Origin of the sequence: Erwinia sp. B116 (genome assembly GCF_002865965.1) — a bacterium.
In the GTDB taxonomy this organism is placed as follows: Bacteria; Pseudomonadota; Gammaproteobacteria; order Enterobacterales; family Enterobacteriaceae; genus Erwinia.
The window spans coordinates 1-26,238 of the sequence record NZ_JRZZ01000043.1 but is presented as its reverse complement, the minus strand read 5'-3'; the positions used below and the strand labels follow the sequence as shown (position 1 = coordinate 26,238).

Genomic DNA, 26,238 nt, shown 5'->3' with positions numbered 1-26,238 from the left:
TAGCTCAGCTGGATAGAGTACTCGGCTACGAACCGAGCGGTCGGAGGTTCGAATCCTCCTGGATGCACCATCTTCTTTCAGTGTGGCATTAGCGGCACTGAGTTTGGGGTAGTACCGATACAGCGTTAGCAGCCCTGTATCACGGTGAGTAGTCAGCACCCTGTGTAATACAAGAATTAGCGATGCATCCATAGCTCAGCTGGATAGAGTACTCGGCTACGAACCGAGCGGTCGGAGGTTCGAATCCTCCTGGATGCACCATCTTTCGAAGTTCTGGTAGCAACCTCTACGGTTTAACCTTTCTCCGCAAGTGGCAGTGATTTTCTTCAGTATCTCCTCAGGTTTGTCGCATTATCTCCCTTATAGCTTTACCAAATAGCTTTACCGACGCATCCATAGCTCAGCTGGATAGAGTACTCGGCTACGAACCGAGCGGTCGGAGGTTCGAATCCTCCTGGATGCACCATATTTTAGAAGTTTGGCAGCAACCTTGTTCTGGCAGAAAGCAGTAGTGTCAAAGCCAGCACAAAGGAGGATAACGTTGCTTCAGCAACGGCCCGCAGGGCGAGGCGAAGCCGAGTCATCCTCCTGGATGCACCATATTTTAGAAGTTTGGCAGCTTTTACAGGCTTAAATGCCAGTCATTCTAATCTGCTCGCAGTACCCCCTCAGCAGTACCCAATGCATCCATAGCTCAGCTGGATAGAGTACTCGGCTACGAACCGAGCGGTCGGAGGTTCGAATCCTCCTGGATGCACCATCTTTCGAAGTTCTGGTAGCAACCTCTACGGTTTAACCTTTCTCCGCAAGTGGCAGTGATTTTCTTCAGTATCTCCTCAGGTTTGTCGCATTATCTCCCTTATAGCTTTACCAAATAGCTTTACCGACGCATCCATAGCTCAGCTGGATAGAGTACTCGGCTACGAACCGAGCGGTCGGAGGTTCGAATCCTCCTGGATGCACCATACTGTCTCTGTCTCTGTCTCTGTCTCTGTCTCTGTCTCTGTCTCTGTTATCTTCCTGCTTCACTATTCTTCATCATCGCTTTGTTCATGCATTTTCCTCATTTTCTTCCGTCAGGCTAAATCCCTATACTATTCATGGCATTTGCGGATCCATGCTGACAGCGACATTTTCAGTGCTTTACGCTAAAGTGTGGTTTCCTCAATCAGGATGGGTAAGAGAATGTACGATGCTTACGATGGCTTGATCTTCGATATGGATGGCACCATCCTGGATACCGAGCCCACACACCGTAAAGCCTGGCATCAGGTGCTGGCACACTACGATATGACCTTTGATGACCAGTTGGTGATTGGCCTGAACGGCTCCCCCACCTGGCATATCGCTAAGGTGCTGATTGACAGTCACCAGCGCGATCTCGATCCTTATCGGCTGGCCGATGAGAAAAACGCGCTGCTGAAAACTATGCTGTACGACAGCGTGCAGCCGCTGCCGTTAATCGAGGTGGTAAAAGCCTATAAAGGGCGTCGCCCGATGGCGGTGGGCACCGGCAGCGAGCACGCCATGGCGGTCGCGCTGTTGCAGCACCTCGGCCTGCTTGACCATTTTGATGCGATTGTTGGTGCAGATGATGTTAAACGTCATAAGCCACAACCTGATACATTTCTGCGTTGCGCCGAATTGATCGGCGTGCCGCCGTCGCGCTGCGTGGTGTTTGAAGATGCTGATTTCGGCCTGCAGGCCGCGCGGGCGGCAGGCATGGACGTGGTTGACGTTCGTCTGCTGTGAGTGACTGGCTCTACGCGTCAATGTTCGTCAGCAGTTTTCTTAGCGCCACGCTGCTGCCCGGCGGTTCCGAGGCGGTGCTGGTTGGGCTGCTGCTGGCGGGTAAAGCCTCAGCCGTTGGTCTGGTCGTCACCGCCGCACTGGGCAATACCCTTGGCGGCTTAACCAACGTGGTTATTGGCCGTCTGCTGCCGTTAAAGCAGCAGGGGCGCTGGCATGCCACCGCGCTGGTCTGGCTACGGCGGTTGGGGCCTGCGGCGCTGCTTTTAAGCTGGTTGCCGCTGGTCGGCGACCTGCTGTGCGTGCTGGCCGGCTGGCTGCGGTTCGCCTGGCTGCCGGTGGTGATTTTCCTCGCCGTCGGCAAAACGCTGCGTTACGTCTTGCTGGCAACGGCAACATTACAGGGCATGGAGTGGTGGCACTGATTCGCCGTCAGGCGAGGCCACGATGAATATGATGCTTAACAATAATAAATTTTCTCCGAGCGGGAGGTCGATTTGATCCCGGATGTATCACAGGCGCTAACCTGGCTTCAGGCCCATCCTGATGCACTTAAAGGCATTGGTCGCGGTATTGAGCGCGAGACCCTGCGCGTCAGGCCCGATGGCCACCTTGCCACCACCGGCCACCCGACTTCTCTCGGCTCGGCGCTGACCCACAAGTGGATCACCACCGACTTCGCCGAAGCGTTGTTAGAATTTATCACCCCGGTCGATCGCGATATCGATCGCCTGCTGGCCTTCCTGCGCGACGTTCATCGCCATACCCTGCGCGAACTGGGCGACGAGCGGCTGTGGCCGATGAGCATGCCGTGCCTGATTGAGCCGGGGCAGGATATCGAACTGGCGCAGTACGGCAGCTCCAATATCGGTCAGATGAAGACGCTGTACCGTCAGGGGTTAAAAAACCGCTATGGTGCGCTGATGCAGGTGATTTCAGGCGTACATTACAACTTCTCGCTCCCGCTGTCGTTCTGGCAGGCGTGGGCGGGTGTTGAGGATGCGGAGAGCGGCAAAGACGCTATCTCCGACGGTTACCTGCGGCTGATCCGCAACTACTACCGTTTCGGTTGGGTGATCCCCTATCTGTTCGGCGCATCGCCGGCGATTTGCTCCTCGTTCCTGCAGGGCAAAGAGAGTTCACTGCCGTTCGAGCGCAGTGAAAGCGGCATGCTGTCGCTGCCGTATGCCACTTCGCTGCGCTTAAGCGATCTGGGCTATACCAATAAGGCGCAGAGCGGGCTGAATATCACCTTCAACAACCTGCCTGACTACATCACCGCCCTTAAGGCGGCGATCAAAACCCCGTCGGCAGAGTTTGCTTCGATGGGCGTGAAGGATGAGCAGGGCAACTGGCTGCAGCTGAACGCCAACGTGCTGCAGATTGAGAACGAGCTGTATGCGCCGATCCGCGCCAAGCGCGTGACCCGTTCCGGCGAAGCTCCGTCCGATGCGCTGCTGCGCGGCGGCATCGAATACATTGAAGTTCGCTCGCTGGATATCAACCCGTTCTCACCGATCGGCGTTGACGCGAATCAGGCGCGCTTCCTCGATCTGTTCCTGATCTGGTGTGCGCTGGCAGAGGCCCCGGAGATGAACAGCGATGAGCTGGCCTGCACGCGCCACAACTGGAATCGGGTGATTCTGGAAGGGCGCAAACCGGGCCAGACCATTGGCATGGGCTGTGAAGCGGCCCAGCAGCCGCTGGCCGACGTCGGTAAAGCGCTGTTCCGCGATCTGCACAGGGTAGCGGTGACGCTCGACAGTCAGAACGGTGAGCATCACTATCAGGAAGTGTGCGATCGCCTGGCGGCCTCTTTTGACGATCCGGAACTGACCTACTCCGCGCGCTTTATGCAGTCGCTGAAGGATAACGGCATCGCCGGCACCGGCATGGCGCTGGCCGAGCAGTATCGTCAGCAGCTGCTGCAGGAGCCGCTGGAAATTCTGAGCGAAGAGCAGTTTAGCGACGAAGCGCGGCGTTCGGTAGTGAAGCAGCGGGAGATCGAAGAGAGTGATACGCTGAGCCTGGAAGAGTTTCTGAAGGATAAAGGCTAGCGCCAAAAGAAAAAGGCCACATCACTGTGGCCAAATTAACATCTCTGTTGTCAGGGATGATGATAACAAATGCGCGTCTTTCATATATTCAGACGCGCGGTAACAGAAAAAGTTTCACTGTTTCTAAAATAAATTCATTCGTTGAGGTAACAACATGCCATTGCTGGATAGCTTTACCGTAGATCACACCATCATGGCCGCTCCTGCTGTCCGTGTCGCGAAGACCATGAACACCCCTGCCGGCGATACCATCACCGTGTTTGACCTGCGTTTCTGCCGGCCGAACAAGGAGATCCTCTCAGAGCGCGGTATCCACACTCTGGAGCATCTGTTTGCCGGCTTTATGCGCGATCACCTGAACGGCGACGGCGTGGAGATCATCGACATCTCGCCGATGGGCTGCCGTACCGGTTTCTATATGAGCCTGATCGGCGTTCCGGCGGAAGATCGCGTGGCGAAAGCCTGGAAAGCGGCGATGCAGGACGTGCTGAAAGTGGCCAGCCAGGATCAGATCCCTGAGCTGAACGAATACCAGTGCGGCAGCTACCAGCTGCACTCGCTGGACGAAGCCAAGGCCATTGCGCAGAACGTTATCGACAACCCGATCGGCGTTAACCGTAATGAAGATCTGGCGCTGCCGGCTGAAAAGCTGAAAACGCTGCAGATCTAGCGTCAGTGATGTGAATCTGTTAGCAGCAGGAAGGCGGCCACTGGCCGCCTTCTTTTTTACGTCTGAACGCCCGGCAGAACAGCGAGCGGGGCAGGGGTTATGAACCGATCGACTCCTTCAGCGGCTTCTGTGGCGTGATCCGCACCTGCTTAATCATATTGTCCTGCACGTCGAGAATATCAATCGCGTAGTGGTCGATCTGCAACTGGGTGTTGGGCTGTGGAATGTCCTGCAGCGCCTCCTGCACCATACCGTTGATGGTGCGGGCGTCCTCGGCGGGCAGCGTCCAGTTGAACACCTTATTCAGCTCGCGCACGTTGGCGCTGCCTTCGATCAGCACCGAGCCGTCATTCTGCGGCATCACTTCCTCGGCCAGCGTCGGTGACATTGAGGTGGTGAAATCACCGACGATCTCTTCGAGAATGTCTTCGATAGTGACCAGCCCCTTGATATCGCCATACTCGTCGATCACCAGGCCGACCTTCTCCTTATTGCGCTGGAATTTCACCAGCTGCACGTTGAGCGGAGTGTTTTCCGGCACAAAGTAGATCTCATCAGCGGCGCGCAGCATCACCTCTTTGGTGAACTCTTTTTTCTCGTTCATCAGGCGCCAGGCCTCACGTACGCGCAGCATGCTGATGGCGTCATCCAGCGATTCGCGGTACAGCACGATACGCCCGTGCGGTGAGTGGGTCAGCTGACGGACGATGGATTTCCAGTCGTCGTTGATGTTGATGCCAACAATTTCATTACGCGGCACCATAATCTGCTCAACGTCGACCTTCTCCAGGTCGAGCACTGACAGCAGCATGTCCTGATTGCGCCGTGACATCAGCGAGCGTGACTCATAAACGATGGTGCGCAGCTCCTCTTTGCTCAGCGCCGAGCTGGCGGAGCCGTCGGTTTTAATCCCCACCATGCGCATCAGCATGCGGGTAATGGTATTCAGCAGCCACACCAGCGGCAGCATCACCACCTGCAGCGGCCCGAGCAGCACGCTGCTGGGGAAAGCGACCTTTTCCGGGTAGAGCGCGGCGATAGTCTTCGGCAGCACTTCGGCAAACACCAGCACCAGGAAGGTCAGAATACCGGTAGCAATCGCTACCCCGGCGTCGCCGTACAGGCGCATACCTACGATGGTGCCAATCGCAGAAGCAAGGATATTGACGAGGTTATTGCCGATCAGTACCAGGCTGATCAGCCGGTCAGGGCGGCGCAGCAGCTTCTCAACGCGCCGCGCCGCGCGGTCGCCGTTTTTAGCCTGATGACGCAGCTTGTAGCGGTTAAGCGTCATCATGCCGGTTTCAGAACCGGAGAAGTATGCGGAAACCAGGATCATGATAACCAGCGTCACGATCAGGGTGGTCGTTGAGATATGTTCCAAGGGAAATCCTTGCAGGCCAGGTCAGTGAAGTAAAACGTGCTGCAGCATCCGGCTGCCGAAATAGGCCATGGTCAACAGGAAGGCACCACCACAGTTGAACCACACCACGCGGCGACCGCGCCAGCCTTCATGATAGTGGCCCCACAACAGTACGATGTACAGGAACCAGGCGAGAATCGACAGTACTGCTTTATCGATATTTTCACGCGCAAACAGGTCCTGCAGGAAGAACAACCCGGTACAAAGCACCAGGGTCAGCAGCACCACGCCAATCTGGGTGATGTGGAACATCTTGCGCTCGATGGTCATCAGCGGCGGGATGTCGCTGGTGAACGCCAGCCGTTTGGTCTTCAGCAGCCAGTCAATCCACGCCAGCTGCAGCGCATACAGAGCGGCAATGATCAGCGTAGCGTAGGCAAACAGCGCCAGCCCGATATGGATCATCATGCCCGGGGTGGCCTCCAGGTGGGTGATAAAGGCGTTGGGCACAAAGGAGGCAAACGCCAGGTTAATCAGCGCAAAGGTATAGACCACCGGCAGCAGGATCCAGCCGCGGTTGCGCGACGCCACAATAGTCATGATCGCGCAGATCAGCAGGCTGACCAGCGAGCCGATGTTCAGCAGGCTGAGGTTTTGCCCGCCGTCCAGCGCAAAGATACGCTGCTGCAGCGCCACGGCATGACAGACCAGCGCCACCGTGGCGGAGAGAACGGCCAGACGACGCCAGGTGCCGTTGTTACGCAGCAGGCTGGGGATAATCAGGGCAAGGCTGGATGAGTAGGCAAACAGCGCCAGAATCGCAAAAACGGACATAAATGTTGTCAGTACCGGCTATGACTGAGAAAAAAAACAGTATAGCGCCAGCGGCAGCTTGCTCCAAACGATCTGATGGTAAATGGTTACGATCTCCGGCACGTTACGCAAAGCGGGCAGGGATGGGCAGCGAGGTAAGCAATTGCGGGACACAGCCCTGGGGGATCATGCTATAATCCGCGCAATTTGTGTCGCCCCGGCGGCCTCTCATTACGTTGAGCGAGAGACGATGTTTGATAATTTAACCGATCGATTGTCGCAGACCCTGCGCAATATCAGCGGCCGCGGCAGGCTGACTGAAGACAATATTAAAGACACGCTGCGTGAAGTGCGCATGGCGCTGCTGGAGGCGGATGTTGCGCTACCGGTGGTACGTGAGTTTATCAATCGCGTGAAAGAGCGTGCCGTAGGCCATGACGTCAATAAAAGCCTCACCCCGGGCCAGGAGTTCGTTAAGATCGTTAAAAACGAACTGGTCGCGGCAATGGGGGAAGAGAACAATACGCTGAACCTCGCCGCGCAGCCGCCGGCGGTGGTGCTGATGGCGGGCCTGCAGGGTGCCGGTAAAACGACCAGCGTCGGTAAGCTCGGTAAGTTCCTGCGCGAAAAGCACAAGAAAAAGGTGCTGGTGGTTTCCGCCGACGTCTATCGCCCGGCGGCAATCCGCCAGCTGGAAACGCTGGCCGAACAGGTTGGCGTGGATTTCTGCCCGTCCGACCTCAGCCAGAAGCCGGTCGACATCGTTAAAAACGCCCTGCAACAGGCGAAGCTGAAGTTCTATGACGTGCTGCTGGTGGATACCGCCGGTCGTCTGCACGTCGACGAAGCGATGATGGATGAGATCAAACAGGTTCACGCCGCGATTAATCCGGTGGAAACGCTGTTTGTGGTCGATGCGATGACCGGCCAGGATGCCGCGAATACCGCGAAGGCGTTTAACGAAGCGCTGCCGCTCACCGGTGTGGTTCTGACCAAAGTCGATGGTGACGCCCGCGGCGGTGCGGCGCTCTCCATTCGCCACATTACCGGCAAGCCGATCAAATTTATGGGCGTCGGTGAAAAGACCGAGGCCCTTGAGCCGTTCTATCCCGAGCGTATTGCTTCGCGTATCCTCGGCATGGGCGACATGCTGTCGCTGATCGAAGATATCGAAAGCAAGGTTGACCGCGCGCAGGCTGAGAAACTGGCCAGCAAGCTGAAAAAAGGCAACGGCTTCGACCTCAACGACTTCCTCGACCAGCTGAAGCAGATGCGTAACATGGGCGGCATGGCCAGCCTGATGGGCAAACTGCCGGGCATGGGTCAGCTGCCGGACAACGTTAAGTCGCAGATGGACGACAAAGTGCTGGTGCGTATGGAAGCGATGATCAACTCGATGACGCGCAAAGAGCGCGAAAAACCGGAGATCATCAAAGGTTCCCGCAAACGTCGTATCGCCACCGGTTCCGGTATGCAGGTGCAGGACGTTAACCGCCTGCTTAAGCAGTTTGACGATATGCAGCGCATGATGAAAAAGATGAAAAATGGCGGTATGGCGAAGATGATGCGCGGCATGAAAGGTATGATGCCGCCAGGCTTCCCGGGCCGTTAAGCCAGCCTGGAGGCGGATAAGCGATTTAGGTTGCTTTTTGCGCCAAAAAGAGTAAAATTTTCGGGCTTTTTATATTGCATCCGGGCCCCGTTCCCTCAATGGGGCCCGGCTGTTTTATTAACTAAAGAGGATGTTATGGTAACAATTCGTTTGGCACGTCACGGCGCTAAAAAGCGTCCGTTCTATCAGGTAGTCGTCACCGACAGCCGCAATGCACGTAACGGCCGCTTCATCGAGCGCGTAGGCTTCTTCAACCCGATCGCTTCTGGTCAGGCTGAGCCACTGCGTCTGGATCTGGACCGTATTGAGCACTGGGTTGGCCAGGGCGCAACCCTGTCTGATCGCGTTAACGCGCTGATCAAACAAGCTAAGAAAGCAGCTTAATCTGTCACGGTGGTCAACATGAGCAAGCAACTCACCTCGCAGCCTCCCGCTAACCCGCTTGTGCTGGGTAAGATGGGCTCGGCCTACGGTATCCGTGGTTGGCTCAAAGTGTTTTCCTCCACCGAAGACGCCGAAAGCATTTTTGACTATCAGCCGTGGTTTATCCAGCGGGCGGGTCAATGGCAGCGTGTCGAGCTGGAAGGCTGGAAACGCCACAATCAGGACATGATCATCAAAGTCAAAGGCATTGACGATCGTGACGCCGCGGGTCTGCTGACTAATTGCGAAATTGTCGTGGATTCAGAGCAGCTGCCACAGCTGGATAACGGCGACTACTACTGGAAAGACCTGATGGGCTGCCAGGTAGTCACCACTGAAGGCTATGAGCTGGGCAAAATCATCGATTTGATGGAAACCGGTTCTAACGACGTTCTCGTCGTGAAGGCAAACCTGAAAGATGCATTCGGTGCACAGGAACGGCTGATCCCGTTCCTTGATGAACAGGTTATCAAGAATGTCGATCTCACTACCCGTATCATTACGGTAGATTGGGATCCTGGTTTTTGAGCTCCGAACTGAGCGGTAATACTCCGGCGCAAAGCATGTGGATTGGCATAATCAGCCTGTTTCCCGAAATGTTTCGCGCAATTACCGATTACGGAGTCACCGGCCGGGCAGTAAAAAATGGCCTGCTCAGCATCCAGAGCTGGAGTCCTCGTGACTTCGCTCATGATCGGCACCGTACCGTGGACGAACGTCCTTACGGCGGCGGACCGGGGATGCTAATGATGGTTCAACCCTTACGGGATGCCATCCACGCAGCAAAAGCGGCGGCAGGAGAAGGTGCTAAGGTGATTTATCTGTCACCTCAGGGGCGCAAACTCGATCAAGGTGGAGTGAGCGAACTGGCGACTAACCCGAAGTTAATTCTGGTGTGCGGTCGTTATGAAGGGATTGATGAGCGCGTGATCATAACCGAAATCGATGAAGAGTGGTCGATCGGTGATTACGTTCTCAGCGGTGGCGAGCTGCCAGCGATGACGCTGATTGACTCGGTCTCCCGGTTAATTCCGGGCGTACTGGGTAAACAGGCGTCGGCCGAAGAGGATTCGTTCTCAGACGGCTTGCTGGACTGCCCACACTACACCCGCCCTGAAGTGTTGGAAGGGATGGAAGTACCGCCAGTTCTGCTGTCGGGCAACCATGCTGATATTCGCCGCTGGCGCCTGAAACAGTCGCTGGGCCGTACCTGGCTTAGAAGACCTGAACTTCTGGAAAACCTGGCTCTGACTGAAGAGCAAGCAAAGTTGCTGAACGCGTTCCAACGGGAACACGTCAGTCAACAAAACGATGATACGACTGGCCAGGCACCGAGCCTGCCGTCCTAACTATCAGTTTACCCAGGATAAGAGATTTAATTATGAGCAACATTATCAAGCAAATCGAGCAAGAGCAGCTGAAGCAGGACGTACCTTCATTCCGTCCGGGTGATTCCGTGGAAGTGAAAGTATGGGTTGTGGAAGGTGCTAAGAAGCGTCTGCAGGCATTCGAGGGCGTGGTTATCGCTATTCGTAACCGCGGTCTGCACTCTGCATTTACTGTTCGTAAGATTTCCAACGGCGAAGGTGTTGAGCGTGTCTTCCAGACTCACTCACCGGTAATCGACAGCATTACCGTTAAACGTCGTGGCGCTGTGCGTAAAGCCAAACTGTACTACCTGCGTGAGCGTACCGGTAAGTCTGCACGTATCAAAGAACGTCTGGGCGCTTAAGCGACATCTGATAGTTAATAATCAAGGGGCTGACCGAAAGGTTGGCCCCTTTTTTTTTGCGGCCGGACATGAAAACCGCAGAAAATGCCGTCAGCCGCTGATAATCGGATTCATAAAGCGGCCAAAGCGAGTATGGTTGTGAATATCATCACATTTCCCAGGAAATCCCCTATGCCTTACCAGGCCGGTCCCGCTACCGGCGTGTCGATGAAGATCGGCGCAGCCCTGACCTCCACGCTGATGATGGCCTGCGTTAAAGGCCTCGACGGCACCATCCCCGTCGGCGAAGTGATCTTCTTCCGTTCTTCTGTGGCGCTAATCCCGCTGTTTATCTGGCTGTGGTGCCAGGGGCGAATTATTGACGGCATCCGCACGCGCAATATTAAAGGGCACGTGGTGCGCGGCCTGGCCGGCACCGGCGGGCTCTACTTCAGCTACCTCGCCTTGCTCTATCTCTCGCTGACCGACGTGACCACAATTAACTACGCGGCACCGATGATTACGGTGATCATGGCGGCCATCTTCCTGCGCGAAAAGGTGAAGCTGCACCGCTGGGTGGCGGTGATTGCCGGCTTCTCCGGCATTCTGGTAATGCTTTCCGGACATCTGTTCTTTGGCCGCAGCGGGTCCCTGAGCAGCGTCAGCTGGCAGTCGGTGCTGGGCATGAGCCTGGCGTTGCTGGCGGCGGTGTGCATTGCGGCAGCCTCGATTCAGATCCGCTACCTTAACGGTAAAGAACAGCCCGGCGCGATCGCCTTCTGGTTTGCCATCACGACAACCATCACCTCACTGTTCACGCTGGGATTTGGCTGGACGGTGCCTGATCTTAACCAGCTGTTGCTGTTGCTGGGCTGCGGTCTGCTCGGCGGCGTTACGCAGATCCTGATGACCCTAAGCCTGCGTTATGCCGACGCCTCGCTGCTGGCACCTTTTGACTATACCACGCTGGTCTGGTCGGTAGTTCTGGGCTACCTGTTCTGGGACACGCTGCCGGAATCGGTCACCATCGCGGGCGCCTGCCTGGTGGTGGCCGGTGGCGCATTTTCGATGGTTTTCGAACGGCGTCAGCGGCGGATTGTTTCCCCGGCCAGCATGAGCGGCTAACGTTTAACGGCACAATCCTGTACACCGGGCCGATCGACGATCGGCCTTTTTATTGCCTGGAAAATGGACGAATTACGAAAATTTTACCCATTTTCAGTCACTCAGCAGGTTTGCTAATCATGACGAATGGGTTTTTGAATGTTAGGATATTTCTTAATTAAAGTTAAGTGACAGAACCTGGCACGACAGCGCCACGCGGGTGGCCGGGGCTAAAGAGGCGTCATGGCGATAAAGTGGCGGGTGAGTTTACTGATTCTGCTGAGTGCGGCCAGCCTGCCGCTCAGAAGCGAAGTGCACCCTGCGGCAGCCGATCCGGTCTTAGCGGCTGGAGTGCGGCAAACCGTCGCCGGGATCATCAGCTACACCCGCTGGCCGCATCTGAAGGGGGTGCCGCGGCTGTGTGTGTTTCGCTCCGCTACCTATGCGGCGGCGCTGGACGGCATCGACGCCGGCCCCGACCTTTGGCAGGCGATCCCGGTGGCGGATGTCAATCAGGCACTCGCCGAACAGTGTGATGCACTCTATTTTGGCCAGGAGTCGCAGCGGCAGCAGCTGGAGGCGATCGGCGCCTATCTGCCGCGTCCGTTACTGACCATTGCCGAGCAGGCCGCGGACTGCTCGGCAGGCAGCGCTTTCTGCCTTAAGTTTACCGATGACCGGGTCGATTTCTCGGTCAATCTCGACTCGCTAAGTCGAAGCGGCGTTCGGGTGCATCCCGATGTATTAATGCTGGCATCTGCAGGGAGCAACCGACATGGCTAAACGCAACATCCGCAGGCCCACCTTCAGAAGTACGCTGATTCGCATCAGCGCGATCAGCGTGGTCACGACGCTTATCATCGCCTGGCTGTTTATCTCTGCCACCTCGCTGCTTTCACTGCGCCAGTATGCGGAGAAGAATCTGCAGCTGCTGGCCAGCACCGTCAGCCACAGCGTGGAGGCGGCGGTGGTGTTTCGCGACGCTCATGCGGCGCGGGATACGCTGGCCCAGCTGGGCCGCCAGGGGCAGTTCGCGTCAGCGGTGGTCACCGACAGCGATGGCGAGGAGCTTGCGCGCTGGGCGTGGCCGGAGGAGCGGACGCAGCATATTGACCCGCTGGGGGAGATGGTCTCCCACTGGCTGTTCCCGCGGCCGGTTGAGCAGCCGATCGAGCATAACGGCCAGCGCATCGGCACGCTGACGCTGACCGGCGAAGACAGTACCGTCACCCGCTTTGTTTACCGCTCGCTGGCCGTATTAACCCTGTGCCTGCTGCTGGCCGCGCTGGTCGCGCTACTGATCACCCGTCGGCTGCATCGCGGGCTGGTTTCGGCCTTGCAGACCATTACCGGCGTGGTGCACGAGATCCGCGCCACCCGTCAGTTTTCCCGCCGGGTGCCGCCGTCGGCGATCAGTGAGCTGTACGCCTTTGGCGAAGACTTTAACAGCCTGCTGAATGAGATGGAGAAGTGGCAGCGGCGGGAGCAGCAGGAGAGAGACTCGCTGCTGCAGCGCGCCCTGCGCGATCCGTTAACCGGGCTGGCTAACCGTGCCGCCTTTACCAGCGCGCTGGATAGCGTGCTCAGCGACGCCGAACGTAAGCTGCGCACTGCCCTGTTGTTTATGGACGGTGACGGCTTTAAAAGCATCAACGACCGCTTTGGGCATGCCGCGGGGGACGAAGTGTTGCAGAGCATCGCTTCACGGCTCAGCGAGTGTGCCGGCAGCCGCCAGCTGGCCTGCCGCTTTGGCGGCGACGAGTTTGCGATGATCCTCGAAGGGTTGAACGATGAAGACGAGGTACAGGCGACGATCGCGGCGATCCATCTGCGGATGGAGGAACCGGTGGTGCTCAGCAGCGGCGTAGCGCTGGCGGTGCGGCTGAGCATCGGTTATGCCGTTGCCTGCCAGGCCGCCACGGCCGAGGCGCTGATGGAAGCGGCCGATCGCAGCATGTATAGCGAAAAGGAAAAACGCCGCCCGCGGGTGGCCTGATAACACAAGGAAAATGCAATGAACAAGCGAAACGGGTTTGCCGCGCTGGCGTTAGCGCTGCTGCTGGCCGGCTGCCAGTCAGCTCCTCAGGGAAAATTTACCGCGCAACAGGTTGCTGCGATGCGGGCACAGGGCTTTAACGAAGTGCCGGAGGGCTGGATGCTCGGCCTGTCCGAGAAGATCCTGTTTGGCAAAAACCAGGCCGAGCTGACCACACAAAGCGCCGCCATCGTGCAGCGCATGGCGGCGCAGCTCTCTGCCACCGGCCTGCGCCACGCACGCCTCGACGGGCACACCGATAACTACGGTGAGAAGGCTTTTAACGAAGCGCTGTCGCTCAAACGCGCCAACGTGGTGGCCGATGCCTGGGCCCGCGGTGCCGGGATCCCACGCAGCAATCTGACCACCCGCGGGTTGGGTGACAGCAGCCCGGTGCAGAGCAACAAAACGGCGCAGGGCCGGGCTGAAAACCGCCGCGTGGCGGTGGTGATCAGCACCCCCTGACGGACACCCGCTCAGGTCTGACGGCCTGAGTCATCGGGCAGCCGCCCGGCGCGGCGCATAAAACTTCGCGACAGCGCCGACCAGCCCTGCTGGCCCTCGCCATGCGCCAGGCTTTCGATCTGCGCATCACGCAGCGCGCTGGCTAGCGGCTGGCCGCCTGCAGTAACGCCACCACCAGCGGCGAGAGTTCATTACGCAGCGCCGCCCGCTCCGACTGGAACAGGGTGGCGACAAAAAAGCGCTGGCCCGGCAGCTCGATGCCGCGCACGTCGCCGGCGCGATCGTGGGCGTTGATACGCAGCGCGTGACCGGAGAGCTCTGCCACGAAGTCCGGGTTAACGCCGTAGTTACAGTGGTAGCCTTCGGTAATTACCTCCTGGCCATAGATCGCGGCCAGCTGTGTGCCCGGGGTAATGACGATCTCACCGGTTTTTTCCACCAGCGAACAGCTGAGCGGGGCAATCACCAGGCGGCCGCTGCTGTCCGTCTCCGCATGCCCGGCATCCTGCCAGCCGAGCACGTTGCGGGCGTACTCGACCACAGCATACTGAAAACCGCCGCAGGAGCCGAGGAACGGCACGTCGTTTTCACGTGCGTAGGTAATCGCCATAAAGGCTCCGTCATCGTGCTGGTATGGGCTGCCTGGCACCAGCCAGATAGCATCATATTCCTGCAATACGTCGGGGGCAGTAATGTCGGGGGTTGGCAGCCAGTGCGGGCTGACGTCGAGATTGAGCGAGCGGGCGGCCAGTTCTGTGGCCAGCGGGATGGCCTGATGCGCAACGGCATCGGCACGGTAGTCACCAACCAGAGCTAAACGAACGTGAAGCGTCATTTCAGTATCCTGTGCGGGTAAAAAAGGATGCTACTGTAAGGGCTGCTGGCTGGCAAGCGTGCCGGCGGCGCGTTGTGATGAATTTTTTCGCCAACAGGAGAGAGAAATGACGCAGCAGTTTAATCAGTACGGACAACCGGTTGGGGCACCTTTGCCAGATTGGCAGCCGGCGGCGTTACCCGCCCGTCAGCCGTTGCAGGGGCGCAGTTGCCGGCTGGAGCCGCTGGCCACCGGGCTGCACGGCGACGCGCTGTATGCCGCCTTTGCCACCGCAGAGGACGATCGTGACTGGACCTACCTGACCGAGGAGCGGCCGCAGACGCTGGCCGATTTTCATCTGTGGCTGGCCCGCCGGGCGGCGGATAAAACGTTCGTCACCTTTACCGTTATCTGCCAGCAGCGCAACCTGCCGGTGGGGCTGGTCAGCTATTTACGTATCGATGCGGCCAACGGTTCGCTGGAGATTGGCGGCGTGACCTGGTCGCCGCTGATGCAGCGCAGCGTTATCGGTACCGAAGCGCTGTGGCTGCTGCTGGATTACGCCTTCCGGCTGGGCTACCGCCGCTGCGAGTGGAAGTGTGATGCGCTAAATGCCCCTTCGCGTAACGCGGCGCTGCGGCTGGGGTTCACCTACGAGGGCACCTTCCGGCAGATGATGACGCGTAAGGGGCGCTCGCGCGATTCGCAGTGGTACGCGATTATCGACGGTGAGTGGCCCGAGATCGGCCAGGCCATTACCCGTTGGCTGGCCCCGGATAATTTCGATGATGAAGGCCGGCAGCGCCAGCCGCTGGCCGCATTACTGCGAGCGGCTCAGGCGGTAGACGGCGGTGCTGACCGGGCCGCTCTCCAGCACGATCAGTCCGAAATGAATCCCGGTTAACGCAGCCCCGACGCTGACCGCCACCGCCCGGCTGGCACGGTTCTCTTCGGCGGCGAGGATCTCAATCGCCGTCACCTCCGGGCGGCTGAACGCGCGTGCTGCCAGCTGGCGCACCGCCTGACGGGCCACGCCTTTACGCTGTTCACTGCTGGCTACCCAGTAGCCGATCGAGCAGGGTACCGCAGCATCCGGGTGAAAACGTAGCCCGGCCCCGCCCAGCAGGCGGCCATCTTCAGCAAACAGGCCCAGCTCGTCGGATTTTCCCTGACGTCGCTCCAGATGGGTGAGGCTAAACCACTGGAGCGCCTGCTCCTCGGTGAAATCCGCGTGAGCCCACAGCAGCCAGGGTTTCAGCGTATCCAGCGACTGGTTTACCGCGCGGGCGAACGCGGCGGCGTCACTCTCTTCATAGGGCCTGATCACAATATTCATGGTCGCCTCCTGGCAACGATCGGTTTTACAGCGTCTGTTTAACGATAAAAAAATTCTTTGGCGCAGGCAAGGACGGCAGGTTGCGGAAATGATTAAGTTTTTTTCGAAATCAGAGTCTGAAGTGTAATTTTAAGTTTACAGTGTTGTGGTTGGTTGTTTTCGGTTGATTATATTTAACTTTATGTTTTTTATTTATTTTTTGTTTGGCTGGTCATCTTCCTGTTTGTTGGTGGTAATAAATGTGTACGTTCGTTATTTGTGTTTTGTACGCCTTCTGGTACAGTTGCTCTCAACCTCACTTGAGGATCCCTTTTAACCGAATACTCCAGGATGACGATCATGCAAAAAGATGCGCTGAATAACGTTCATATCGCTGACGAACAGGTTCTGATTACGCCGGAAGAGCTGAAAAAGCAGTTCCCGCTGAACAGCGTGCTGGAGCAGCAGATTGCGGCTTCCCGCCAGACCATCTCTGACATTATCAGCGGCAAAGATCACCGCCTGCTGGTGGTGTGCGGGCCCTGCTCGATTCACGATACCGAAGCGGCGCTCGACTATGCCCGTCATCTGAAAACGCTGGCCGATGAGGTGGGCGACCAGCTCTACATTGTGATGCGCGTCTACTTTGAAAAACCGCGTACCACCGTCGGCTGGAAAGGGCTGATTAATGACCCGTACATGGACAACTCGTTCGATATGGAAGCCGGCCTGCACATTGCCCGCCAGCTGCTGCTGAACCTGGTGGAAATGGGCCTGCCGCTGGCCACCGAAGCGCTGGATCCTAACAGCCCGCAGTACCTTGGCGACCTGTTCAGCTGGTCGGCGATCGGTGCGCGTACCACCGAGTCGCAGACCCACCGTGAGATGGCCTCCGGCCTGTCGATGCCGGTTGGTTTCAAAAACGGCACCGACGGCAGCCTGGGGACCGCCATCAACGCCATGCGCGCCGCGGCGATGCCGCACCGTTTTGTCGGCATCAACCAGTCCGGCCAAGTGTGCCTGTTGCAGACCCAGGGCAACCCGGACGGCCATGTGATCCTGCGCGGCGGTAAAACGCCGAACTACGGCCCGAATGACGTGGCGCAGTGTGAAAAAGAGATGCAGCAGGCGGGACTCCGCCCATCCTTGATGATAGATTGCAGTCACGGTAATTCTAATAAGGACTTCCGTCGCCAGTCCGGCGTTGCTGAGTCTGCGGTGGCGCAGATCAAAGACGGCAACCGTTCAATTATGGGCCTGATGCTGGAGAGCCATCTGCACGAAGGTAACCAGTCTTCCGAGCAGCCGCGCAGCGCGATGCGCTACGGCGTTTCCGTCACTGATGCCTGCATCAACTGGGAAACCACCGAGAGCCTGCTGCGGGAGATCCATCAGGATCTGAACGGCGTACTGGCGGCGCGTCTGTCGCACGAGGGTTAATGAAGTATGGTGGCTGAGCTGACCGCACTACGCGATCAAATCGATGAAACGGATAAGGCGCTGCTGGATCTGCTGGCGAAACGGCTGGCGCTGGTAGCGGAAGTGGGTGAGGTGAAAAGCCGCTACGGGCTGCCGATTTACGTCCCCGAGCGTGAGGCCTCCATGCTGGCCTCGCGCCGCAAAGAGGCGGAACAGCTGGGCGTGCCCCCGGATCTGATCGAAGATGTGCTGCGCCGCGTGATGCGCGAGTCGTACACCAGTGAAAACGATAAGGGCTTTAAAACGCTTAATCCGGGACTGCGCTCGGTGGTGATCGTCGGCGGCCGCGGCCAGATGGGGCGGCTGTTTGAAAGAATGCTGACCCTGTCCGGTTACCAGGTCGAGATCCTCGATAAAGAGGACTGGCATCGCGCCGACGCGCTGCTGGCGAATGCCGGTATGGTGATCGTCAGCGTGCCGATCCATCTGACCGAACAGGTGATCGCCGAACTGCCGCCGCTGCCGCAGGACTGCATCCTTGTCGATCTCTGCTCGGTGAAGAACAAACCGCTGCAGGCGATGCTGGCCGCGCACGGCGGTCCTGTACTTGGCCTGCACCCGATGTTTGGCCCGGACAGCGGCAGCCTGGCAAAGCAGGTGGTGGTGTGGTGCGACGGCCGTCAGCCGGAAGCCTATCAGTGGTTCCTGGAGCAGATCCAGGTGTGGGGCGCGCGTCTGCACCGCATCAGCGCGGTGGAGCACGACCAGAATATGGCCTTTATTCAGGCGCTGCGCCACTTTGCCACCTTCGCCTACGGCCTGCATCTGGCCGAGGAGAACGTGCAGCTGGACCAGCTGCTGGCGCTGTCGTCACCGATCTACCGGCTGGAGCTGGCAATGGTCGGGCGTCTGTTTGCCCAGGATCCACAGCTTTACGCTGACATTATCATGTCGTCGGAGAGTAACCTGGCGCTGATCAAACGCTACTACAAGCGGTTTGGCGAAGCGATTGGGCTGCTGGAGCAGGGCGATAAGCAGGCGTTTATCGCCAGCTTCCGCCGCGTGGAGCAGTGGTTTGGTGACCACGCCCAGCGCTTCCAGGCCGAGAGCCGCATCCTGCTGAAGCAGGCTAACGACAGCCGGCCGTAACGCGTAAGACAGAAAAAAGGGCCGCAAGGCCCTTTTTTATTGGCGTGTAACAGGCTTACTGCGGCTCGACCGGCACCACGTTTTCGCTTGGGTAACAGCCCAGCACCTTCAGCGAACGGGTAATCGGTGCCAGCTCGCGCAGCGCCTGCTGTACGGCTTCGGTGCGCAGGTTGCCCTGGAAGTCGATGTAGAACATCTCCTGCCACGGGTTGCCGTTAATCGGCCGCGACTCCAGCTTGCTCATGGTCAGATTATGCTGACGCAGCACCAGCAGCGCCTCTACCAGCGCACCCGCCTGCTGGCCGGTGGCCATAATCAGCGTGGTTTTGGCCGGTACCTGTAGCGACACGTCAATCGGCTTGCGCGCCAGCACGATAAAGCGGGTGATGTTCTGCCGCTGGTTCGCCAGGTTACGCTCCAGCACCTGCAGGCCGTACAGCTCGCCGCCGGCCTCGCTGCCCAGCGCGGCCACCTTGGGTGAATTCATCGCGGCAACCTTCTCCATCGCCGCGGCGGTGCTTTCGGTGTACTCAATTTTCCACTGCGGGAAACGATTGATGAAGTGGCTGCACTGCTGGAACGGCTGCGGATGGCTGTACACCGTCTCAATCTGCTGCAGGTCGGTTTGGCCTGAGACCAGCACGCAGTGATCGATCGGCATGGTGATTTCACCGACGATCGACAGGCTGGTCTGTTGCAGCAGATCATACACGTCGGTAATCGAGCCGGAGGTGGTATTCTCCACCGGCAGCACCGCATATTCGGCCTGTCCGGTCTCTACCTGGTTAAAGATCTCGTGGAACTTGGCACAGCCGATCTCAATAACGTTATCGAAGTGGCGGGCGGCGTAGTGGCGTGACGCCAGGTGCGAGTAAGAGCCTTTTGGCCCCAGGAAGGCGACGCGCGCCGAGCTGGCGTTAGTGTTGTTCAGCTGTTTCTGCAACAGAGCCTGCTGGGTCAGCACCGAGTCTTCAATAATCAGCTGGAACAGGCGGGTGATAAAGTGGGCGTCCAGCTGGTGAGTCTTACCCAGCGCGATCAGTCGCTCCAGCAGGTCGCGTTCGCGGTCGATATCGCGGATAGGCTTATGGGTAGCCATTTTTGCTCTGGCGACGTCGACCGCCAGTTCACGACGCTGGGCCAGCAGCGTCAGCAGTTGTTCGTCGAGTGCGCTGATTTTTCCACGCAGGGCAAGCAGGGGATTCTCGGTGGTCATAAGTGCTACCTGTCAGATGTCGCTAAAAAAAAAGCCTCCCGGTTGGGAGGCTTTGTTGTTCGTCTTCGCATTCATTCTCACACGACGAATTGCCTCCCGGTCATGGGAAGGTAAAAAAGAATGCGAAGAAAAACGGGATACGGTGCATGTTGCTGTCCATAAGGTCTGAGGGGATTAAAGTAACCGCTGTAATTTCATTCTGTCAATAAAAAACGCGCCCGGCGGGCGCGTTATCTCTGGGTGGGGATTACTCTTCGTCAACCACGCTGAGGTCTTTAACACTGGCGGCGGCGCGGCGGGCTTCACCTTTATGCTGAACTTTGTTCAGCTGACGCTCTAGTTTGCCGATCAACTCGTTAATTGCCGCATACATGTCTTCATGCTTAGCGGTGGCGACCAGCGGGCCATTTGGCGTATTGATGGTGGCATCGGCAACGAATTCTTTCGGCTCCTTCGACAGAACGATGTGCGGATTAATCAGGTGGGTTTGCCACTTTTCGAGCTTACTCAGACGGTCTTCGACATGCTGGCGGATGGCCGCCGTGATTTCCATTTGCTTGCTGGTAATGTTCAGAACCATAGTGTTACCTCTCTGTCATTTCCGTCTTGGTGGATCCAGCATAGCGCGATTTACGCGGAAAGGTGTGATCTAAATCACGATTTTTTGTCACTTTTTGTCAAAGAAGGAAAATCTGTGAGAAGGGCAGAGAAACCCTCCTGCAGGCCTTGCAGCCGGGGATATTCGGTGGCATTGTTGATAAGTTAACTTGCGGGGAAACGGGTGAAAATGCCTGTTTTTACAGCAAAAAAAGCAGCCTGTTACGGCTGCTTTTTTATTGTGTCACCGATCAGGCCTGGTTAGCGGCGATGATTTTGGCGACGCGCTCGGCTTCAGCGTTCAGCTGCAGCTGGCGATAAGCGTTTTCCATCAGCGGCAGCGCCGTGCGGGTGGCATCGGTATCGGAATAATCCTTCAGCATTTGCTCTACACGGTTAACCACAGCGACATAGGCACCGCGTTTGGTGTAGAATTCAGCAACGGACAATTCGTACTTCGCCAGGCGCTCCTTCAGGAACACCAGGCGCTTGCGGGCATCGGTCGCGTACTGGCTGTTCGGATAGGCGTGCAGCAGCTGTGAGAAGTCCTTAAACGCGTCACGTGCATGGCTCGGATCGCGGTCAGAACGGTCGATACCAAAGAAGCCCTGCAGGGCGCTGTCATCCAGAGCCATATCCGTCAGACCACGCATATAGATGACGTAATCGATATTCGGATGGGTCGGGTTCAGACGCATAAAGCGGTCGATGGCAGCCTGCGCCAGCGGTAAATCGGCATTTTTGTAGTAAGCGTAGATCAGATCCAGCTGAACCTGTTGGGAGTACGGCCCGAATGGATAGCGGTTATCAAGCGCTTCCAGTTGCGTTATGGCTCCTTTAAAGTTACCGTCCTGCAGTTTTTGCTGAGCCGTGGCATAAATCTCAGCAGGCGGGCTGTCAGGCACCACGTCCTTGGAGCCGGAACATCCAGCTAATGCCAGGCTCAACGTGGCTGCAGCCACCAGATATTTCATACGCATCATGACGATTTGATTATCCTCAGAGTGTTATTCAGGAAAGCTGTCCGTTTAGCTCCCGATAGTGACCAGGTACAATAGCACATTATATTAAACGGCATCGCCGTGAAAACCCAACGTTAACGAAGAAGCTGTATATGGCACAACTAGTAAAACTCAACGCAACGGTATCCGAATCGCAACTCGGACAACGCTTAGATCAGTCTTTGGCTGAATTGTTCCCTGATTATTCACGATCTCGCATAAAAGAGTGGATCCTTGACCGTCGCGTCACTATGAACGGTCAAATTGTCGACAAACCTAAGGAAAAAGTGCTCGGCGGTGAGCAAATTACCATCGATGCCGAGATTGAAGAGGAAGCCCGCTGGGAAGCGCAGGATATCCCACTGACTATCGTCTATGAAGATGACGACATTCTGGTGATCAATAAGCCACGCGATCTGGTGGTTCACCCGGGTGCCGGTAACCCGGATGGCACCGTGCTGAATGCGCTGCTGCACCACTTCCCGGCGATTGCCGATGTACCGCGTGCGGGCATCGTGCACCGCCTGGATAAAGACACCACCGGGCTGATGGTGGTGGCAAAAACCGTTCCGGCGCAGACCCACCTGGTGGATTCCCTGCAGCGGCGTGAAATTACCCGTGAGTACGAAGCGGTGGCCATCGGCCGTATGACCGCCGGCGGCACGGTGGATCAGCCGATCAGCCGTCACTCAACCAAGCGCACCCATATGGCGGTGCATCCGATGGGCAAGCCGGCGACCACCCACTACCGTATCATGGAACATTTCCGTGCGCACACCCGCCTGCGTCTGCGTCTGGAAACCGGCCGTACCCACCAGATCCGCGTCCATATGTCGCACATCAGCCATCCGCTGGTCGGTGACCCGCTGTACGGCGGTCGTCCTCGCCCGCCTAAAGGGGCATCCGAAGCGTTCATCAGCACCCTGCGTGGTTTTGACCGTCAGGCACTGCATGCGACCATGCTGCGTCTCTATCATCCGATTACCGGAATTGAGATGGAGTGGCACGCGCCGCTGCCGCAGGATATGGTCGACCTGATCGCCGCGCTGAAGGCCGATACCGAAGAGTTCAAAGAGCAGCTGGACTGGTAATGGGTCTGATTACCCCGCAATGGACGGTGCCGGCCAACGTACGCGCCGGCAGCAGCACCCGCAGCGGGGGCGTCAGCACGGCGCCCTGGGACAGTCTGAATCTTGGTGCCCACGTCGGTGATGACGGGCAGCGGGTGCAGGAGAATCGTCAGCGGCTGCTGCAGCTGGCGGAACTGCCCGCGATGCCGGTCTGGCTGGAGCAGGTCCACGGTATCGAGGTACTGCGGCTTAACGGGGAGATGCCAGCGGCGGTGCGAGCCGATGCGGTGTGGACCCGGCAGCCGGGCGTGGTCTGCGCGGTGATGACCGCCGACTGCCTGCCGGTACTGTTCTGTTCTCAGGACGGCCAGCAGGTGGCGGCGGCGCATGCCGGCTGGCGTGGCCTGTGTGCCGGGATACTGGAAGCCACTCTGGCGGCGTTTTCCGTTCCGCCGTCAGAGATTAGCTGCTGGCTCGGACCGGCGATCGGCCCGACCGCGTTTGAGGTCGGTGCCGAGGTGCGGGAGGCATTTGTCAGCCAGCATGCTGAAGCCGATGCGGCATTCCGTCCGCAGGGTGAAAAGTTCACCGCCGATCTCTGGCTGCTGGCAAAACAGCGCCTGCAAGGTGCCGGCGTGGCGCAAGTTTTCGGCGGGGGTGACTGCACTTTTAACCAGCATGAGCAATTTTTCTCCTTCCGACGCGATGGAATCACCGGCCGTATGGCAAGTTTCATCTGGCTGAGTTAACCTAGCGCCACAAGACGGTCCGGAATGATGTTTTTTTCTCCAAAAACTCAGGTCAGATACCTTGAAAATTTGAGGGATGACCTCATCTAATCTCCAGTAGCAATCTGACCTGAAAGGGGGAAATGATGCGTCTGGATCGTCTTACTAACAAATTCCAGTTGGCTCTTGCCGACGCCCAGTCTCTGGCCCTTGGCCGCGATAACCAATTTATTGAACCTCTGCACCTGATGAGCGCCCTGCTTAGCCAGGAAGGCGGATCGGTTCGTCCTCTCCTGACCGCCGCCGGCGTTAACGTGGCCGAACTGCGTAACGGCATTGAACAGGCTCTTAGCCGTCTGCCGCAGGTCGAAGGCACCGACGGCGATGTGCAGCCCTCTGCCGATCTCGGCCGGGTACTTAACCTGTGCGACAAGCTGGCGCAAAAGCGCGGCGACAACTTTATCTCCTCCGAACTGTTTGTGCTGGCGGCGCTGGAATCGCGCGGTTCGCTGGCGGACTTACTGAAATCGGCTGGGGTGACCAGCGAGAAACTGACAAAAGCGATTGAGCAGATGCGCGGAGGCGACAGCGTGAACGACCAGGGTGCCGAAGACCAGCGTCAGGCATTGAAGAAATACACCATCGATCTCACCGAACGGGCGGAGCTGGGTAAGCTTGACCCGGTGATCGGCCGTGATGAAGAGATCCGCCGCACCATTCAGGTGCTGCAGCGCCGTACCAAGAATAACCCGGTGCTGATCGGTGAACCCGGCGTGGGTAAGACCGCGATCGTTGAAGGGCTGGCGCAGCGCATTATCAACGGCGAAGTGCCGGAGGGGCTGAAGGGCCGCCGCGTACTGGCGCTGGATATGGGTGCACTGGTGGCCGGGGCGAAATACCGCGGTGAATTCGAGGAGCGTCTGAAAGGCGTCCTCAACGATCTGTCGAAGCAGGAAGGCAACGTCATTCTGTTTATCGATGAGCTGCACACTATGGTCGGTGCCGGTAAGGCAGACGGCGCGATGGATGCCGGTAATATGCTGAAGCCGGCGCTGGCTCGCGGTGAGCTGCACTGCGTTGGTGCCACCACGCTGGATGAGTATCGTCAGTATATAGAGAAGGACGCCGCGCTGGAGCGTCGCTTCCAGAAGGTGTTTGTCGCCGAGCCGACGGTGGAAGACACCATTGCCATCCTGCGCGGCCTGAAGGAGCGCTATGAGCTGCATCACCATGTGCAGATCACCGACCCGGCCATCGTCGCGGCGGCCACGCTGTCGCACCGCTATATTGCCGATCGCAAACTGCCGGATAAGGCGATCGACCTGATCGACGAAGCGGCATCCAGCATCCGTATGCAGATTGACTCGAAGCCGGAATCGCTCGATCGCCTGGAGCGGCGGATTATCCAGCTTAAGCTGGAGCAGCAGGCGCTGAAGAAAGAGTCTGATGATGCCAGCATCAAACGTCTGGAGATGCTGGAGAACGAACTCGGCCAGAAAGAGCGTGAATACTCTGAGCTGGAAGAAGAGTGGAAGGCGGAAAAAGCCTCGCTCTCCGGTACCCAGCATATTAAAGCCGAACTGGAGCAGGCGAAGCTGACCATGGAGCAGGCGCGTCGCCAGGGTGACCTGGCTCAGATGTCCGAGCTGCAGTACGGCAAGATCCCGGATCTGGAAAAACAGCTGGCGGCGGCAACCCAGGCCGAAGGCAAAACCATGCGTCTGCTGCGTAACCGCGTCACCGACGTTGAGATTGCCGACGTACTGGCGCGCTGGACCGGTATTCCGGTAGCGCGGATGATGGAAGGCGAGCGCGATAAGCTGCTGCGGATGGAGCAGGAACTGCATAAGCGGGTGATTGGTCAGAACGAAGCGGTGGAAGCGGTCTCTAATGCGATTCGCCGCAGCCGCGCTGGCCTGGCCGATCCCAACCGGCCGATCGGTTCGTTCCTGTTCCTCGGCCCGACCGGGGTGGGGAAAACCGAACTCTGTAAGGCGCTGGCTAACTTTATGTTCGACAGCGACGAAGCGATGGTACGCATCGACATGTCCGAGTTTATGGAAAAACATTCGGTGTCGCGGCTGGTGGGGGCACCTCCGGGGTATGTCGGTTATGAGGAGGGCGGTTATCTGACCGAAGCCGTTCGCCGCCGCCCTTACTCCGTCATTCTGTTAGATGAAGTAGAGAAGGCACACCCGGACGTGTTCAATATCCTGCTGCAGGTGCTGGACGATGGCCGCCTTACCGACGGTCAGGGGCGCACGGTGGACTTCCGTAACACCGTGGTGATCATGACCTCGAACCTCGGTTCCGATCTGATTCAGGAGCGCTTCGGTGCGCTGAGCTACGGTGAAATGAAGGAACTGGTGATGTCGGTGGTCAGCCACAGCTTCCGACCGGAGTTTATCAACCGTATTGACGAGCTGGTGGTGTTCCATCCGCTGGGTGAAAACCATATTGCCTCGATTGCCCGTATTCAGCTTGGCCGCCTGTATCAGCGCCTGGAAGAACGCGGCTTTGAGTTGCAGATCTCCGATCAGGCGTTGCAGCTGTTGGGCGAGAACGGCTTCGACCCGGTGTACGGTGCAAGGCCGCTGAAACGGGCTATCCAGCAGCAAATTGAGAATCCGCTGGCGCAGCAGATCCTTTCCGGGGCGCTGGTTCCGGGAAAAACCATCCGGATGGATATTAAAGACGGCGTAATCGTGGCGCATCAGTAAGGTTAGTCGAGTAGCAAAAATGGGCCTCTGGCCCATTTTTGTTGAATAAAGCAGCAAAAGAGCGCGTTAATCAGCCTTTCTGGTGGAAAAGTAAACGTTTGAAAAGTTTTTTGCAATTAGCCCTTGTCAGCCCCCAGAAAATCCCTATACTGCGCCTCCACTGACACGGAACAACGGCTTACGAGTCACCGGGTCAGGAGCTTCAGG

General features: G+C 57.8%; 27 protein-coding genes, 4 tRNA genes and 1 other annotated feature. Of the genes, 23 read left to right on the top strand and 8 right to left on the bottom strand.

The window, feature by feature from the left end; all coding sequences use genetic code 11:
- Nucleotides 1–184 precede the first annotated feature (184 nt).
- The 8 genes from NV64_RS19865 (at nt 185) to luxS (ending at nt 4,476) form a co-directional block, all read left to right on the top strand.
- Nucleotides 185–261, top strand: a tRNA-Arg gene (locus NV64_RS19865).
- Nucleotides 262–389: 128 nt separating this feature from the next.
- Nucleotides 390–466, top strand: a tRNA-Arg gene (locus tag NV64_RS19860).
- Nucleotides 467–683: 217 nt separating this feature from the next.
- A tRNA-Arg gene (locus NV64_RS19855) sits at nt 684–760 on the top strand.
- 128 nt (nt 761–888) lie between these two features.
- Nucleotides 889–965, top strand: a tRNA-Arg gene (locus NV64_RS19850).
- Between the two features lie 220 nt (nt 966–1,185).
- Nucleotides 1,186–1,752, top strand: coding sequence for a fructose-1-phosphate/6-phosphogluconate phosphatase (gene yqaB, locus NV64_RS19845; protein WP_056232215.1), 567 nt, complete (start codon nt 1,186–1,188; stop codon nt 1,750–1,752).
- Nucleotides 1,749–2,174 (top strand): YqaA family protein, encoded by a 426-nt coding sequence (locus tag NV64_RS19840; RefSeq protein ID WP_056232218.1) that lies wholly within the window; start codon nt 1,749–1,751, stop codon nt 2,172–2,174. The genes yqaB and NV64_RS19840 overlap by 4 nt, the downstream gene beginning before the upstream one ends.
- Nucleotides 2,175–2,246: 72 nt before the next feature.
- Entirely contained in the window at nt 2,247–3,806 is a 1,560-nt protein-coding gene (gene gshA, locus NV64_RS19835) for a glutamate--cysteine ligase (protein WP_056232220.1), read from the top strand.
- A gap of 154 nt (nt 3,807–3,960) precedes the next feature.
- On the top strand, nt 3,961–4,476 hold the full coding sequence (gene luxS, locus NV64_RS19830) for an S-ribosylhomocysteine lyase (RefSeq protein ID WP_056232225.1): 516 nt from the start codon (nt 3,961–3,963) through the stop codon (nt 4,474–4,476).
- 97 nt (nt 4,477–4,573) lie between these two features.
- Here the strand turns inward: luxS and NV64_RS19825 are convergent, their stop codons facing one another.
- Both NV64_RS19825 and NV64_RS19820 read right to left on the bottom strand, forming a co-directional pair.
- Nucleotides 4,574–5,860: an HlyC/CorC family transporter gene (locus NV64_RS19825; RefSeq protein WP_101506629.1), complete on the bottom strand. Its 1,287-nt coding sequence runs from the start codon at nt 5,858–5,860 to the stop codon at nt 4,574–4,576.
- 21 nt (nt 5,861–5,881) lie between these two features.
- On the bottom strand, nt 5,882–6,673 hold the full coding sequence (locus NV64_RS19820; RefSeq protein ID WP_056232230.1) for an inner membrane protein YpjD: 792 nt from the start codon (nt 6,671–6,673) through the stop codon (nt 5,882–5,884).
- A 229-nt stretch (nt 6,674–6,902) separates the two neighbouring features.
- On the opposite strand from NV64_RS19820, the gene ffh reads away from it, so the two are divergent.
- The 9 genes from ffh (at nt 6,903) to NV64_RS19775 (ending at nt 14,002) form a co-directional block, all read left to right on the top strand.
- Nucleotides 6,903–8,264 (top strand): signal recognition particle protein, encoded by a 1,362-nt coding sequence (gene ffh, locus NV64_RS19815; protein ID WP_056232233.1) that lies wholly within the window; start codon nt 6,903–6,905, stop codon nt 8,262–8,264.
- Between the two features lie 135 nt (nt 8,265–8,399).
- Complete coding sequence (gene rpsP / locus NV64_RS19810) at nt 8,400–8,648, top strand: 30S ribosomal protein S16 (protein WP_004155935.1); 249 nt, start codon at nt 8,400–8,402, stop codon at nt 8,646–8,648.
- A gap of 18 nt (nt 8,649–8,666) precedes the next feature.
- Nucleotides 8,667–9,215 carry a ribosome maturation factor RimM gene (gene rimM, locus NV64_RS19805; protein ID WP_056232236.1) on the top strand — a complete coding sequence of 183 codons (549 nt, stop codon included), beginning with the start codon at nt 8,667–8,669 and terminating at the stop codon, nt 9,213–9,215.
- 35 nt (nt 9,216–9,250) lie between these two features.
- On the top strand, nt 9,251–10,036 hold the full coding sequence (gene trmD, locus NV64_RS19800) for a tRNA (guanosine(37)-N1)-methyltransferase TrmD (protein WP_056232237.1): 786 nt from the start codon (nt 9,251–9,253) through the stop codon (nt 10,034–10,036).
- Nucleotides 10,037–10,068: 32 nt separating this feature from the next.
- Nucleotides 10,069–10,419, top strand: a complete 351-nt coding sequence (gene rplS, locus NV64_RS19795) for a 50S ribosomal protein L19 (RefSeq protein WP_056232239.1) — start codon at nt 10,069–10,071, stop codon at nt 10,417–10,419.
- A 171-nt stretch (nt 10,420–10,590) separates the two neighbouring features.
- Nucleotides 10,591–11,523 carry a DMT family transporter gene (locus NV64_RS19790; protein WP_101506628.1) on the top strand — a complete coding sequence of 311 codons (933 nt, stop codon included), beginning with the start codon at nt 10,591–10,593 and terminating at the stop codon, nt 11,521–11,523.
- A 222-nt stretch (nt 11,524–11,745) separates the two neighbouring features.
- Nucleotides 11,746–12,285 carry a YfiR family protein gene (locus NV64_RS19785; RefSeq protein WP_101506627.1) on the top strand — a complete coding sequence of 180 codons (540 nt, stop codon included), beginning with the start codon at nt 11,746–11,748 and terminating at the stop codon, nt 12,283–12,285.
- On the top strand, nt 12,278–13,498 hold the full coding sequence (dgcN, locus tag NV64_RS19780) for a diguanylate cyclase DgcN (RefSeq protein ID WP_101506626.1): 1,221 nt from the start codon (nt 12,278–12,280) through the stop codon (nt 13,496–13,498). Before NV64_RS19785 ends, dgcN begins: the two co-directional genes overlap by 8 nt.
- 18 nt (nt 13,499–13,516) lie before the next feature.
- Entirely contained in the window at nt 13,517–14,002 is a 486-nt protein-coding gene (locus tag NV64_RS19775; RefSeq protein ID WP_056232245.1) for an OmpA family protein, read from the top strand.
- A gap of 142 nt (nt 14,003–14,144) precedes the next feature.
- Here the strand turns inward: NV64_RS19775 and NV64_RS19770 are convergent, their stop codons facing one another.
- Nucleotides 14,145–14,837, bottom strand: a complete 693-nt coding sequence (locus tag NV64_RS19770; protein WP_056232248.1) for a CTP synthase — start codon at nt 14,835–14,837, stop codon at nt 14,145–14,147.
- Nucleotides 14,838–14,943: 106 nt separating this feature from the next.
- Here NV64_RS19770 and NV64_RS19765 point away from each other — a divergent pair, with 106 nt between their 5' ends.
- Complete coding sequence (locus NV64_RS19765) at nt 14,944–15,720, top strand: GNAT family N-acetyltransferase (RefSeq protein WP_056232253.1); 777 nt, start codon at nt 14,944–14,946, stop codon at nt 15,718–15,720.
- On the opposite strand, the gene NV64_RS19760 is transcribed toward NV64_RS19765, so the two are convergent.
- Nucleotides 15,637–16,152, bottom strand: coding sequence for a GNAT family N-acetyltransferase (locus tag NV64_RS19760; protein ID WP_101506625.1), 516 nt, complete (start codon nt 16,150–16,152; stop codon nt 15,637–15,639). The genes NV64_RS19765 and NV64_RS19760 overlap by 84 nt on opposite strands.
- Nucleotides 16,153–16,491: 339 nt before the next feature.
- On the opposite strand from NV64_RS19760, the gene NV64_RS19755 reads away from it, so the two are divergent.
- Nucleotides 16,492–17,571: a 3-deoxy-7-phosphoheptulonate synthase gene (locus NV64_RS19755; protein WP_056232257.1), complete on the top strand. Its 1,080-nt coding sequence runs from the start codon at nt 16,492–16,494 to the stop codon at nt 17,569–17,571.
- A 6-nt stretch (nt 17,572–17,577) separates the two neighbouring features.
- Nucleotides 17,578–18,699: a bifunctional chorismate mutase/prephenate dehydrogenase gene (tyrA, locus tag NV64_RS19750; RefSeq protein ID WP_056232260.1), complete on the top strand. Its 1,122-nt coding sequence runs from the start codon at nt 17,578–17,580 to the stop codon at nt 18,697–18,699.
- Between the two features lie 55 nt (nt 18,700–18,754).
- Here tyrA and pheA read toward each other — a convergent pair whose 3' ends face one another.
- The 4 genes from pheA to bamD form a co-directional block, all read right to left on the bottom strand.
- A complete protein-coding gene (gene pheA / locus NV64_RS19745; protein ID WP_056232263.1) occupies nt 18,755–19,915 on the bottom strand; it encodes a bifunctional chorismate mutase/prephenate dehydratase in 1,161 nt (386 codons plus the stop codon).
- A 24-nt stretch (nt 19,916–19,939) separates the two neighbouring features.
- Nucleotides 19,940–20,064: a sequence feature (Phe leader region), on the bottom strand.
- Nucleotides 20,016–20,063: a pheA operon leader peptide PheL gene (pheL, locus tag NV64_RS23735; protein ID WP_199177700.1), complete on the bottom strand. Its 48-nt coding sequence runs from the start codon at nt 20,061–20,063 to the stop codon at nt 20,016–20,018. It overlaps the preceding feature by 48 nt.
- A 98-nt stretch (nt 20,065–20,162) precedes the next feature.
- Complete coding sequence (gene raiA, locus NV64_RS19740; protein WP_056232266.1) at nt 20,163–20,495, bottom strand: ribosome-associated translation inhibitor RaiA; 333 nt, start codon at nt 20,493–20,495, stop codon at nt 20,163–20,165.
- Between the two features lie 268 nt (nt 20,496–20,763).
- Nucleotides 20,764–21,495 carry an outer membrane protein assembly factor BamD gene (bamD, locus tag NV64_RS19735; protein WP_056232269.1) on the bottom strand — a complete coding sequence of 244 codons (732 nt, stop codon included), beginning with the start codon at nt 21,493–21,495 and terminating at the stop codon, nt 20,764–20,766.
- Nucleotides 21,496–21,626: 131 nt separating this feature from the next.
- Between bamD and rluD the strand changes: the two genes are divergently transcribed.
- The 3 genes from rluD to clpB all read left to right on the top strand — a co-directional run bounded on the left by rluD (nt 21,627) and on the right by clpB (nt 26,031).
- On the top strand, nt 21,627–22,604 hold the full coding sequence (gene rluD, locus NV64_RS19730) for a 23S rRNA pseudouridine(1911/1915/1917) synthase RluD (RefSeq protein WP_056232272.1): 978 nt from the start codon (nt 21,627–21,629) through the stop codon (nt 22,602–22,604).
- Nucleotides 22,604–23,332, top strand: a complete 729-nt coding sequence (yfiH, locus tag NV64_RS19725) for a purine nucleoside phosphorylase YfiH (RefSeq protein WP_101506624.1) — start codon at nt 22,604–22,606, stop codon at nt 23,330–23,332. The genes rluD and yfiH overlap by 1 nt, the downstream gene beginning before the upstream one ends.
- Nucleotides 23,333–23,457: 125 nt before the next feature.
- A complete protein-coding gene (gene clpB, locus NV64_RS19720; RefSeq protein WP_056232278.1) occupies nt 23,458–26,031 on the top strand; it encodes an ATP-dependent chaperone ClpB in 2,574 nt (857 codons plus the stop codon).
- The last annotated feature ends 207 nt before the right edge of the window (nt 26,032–26,238 follow it).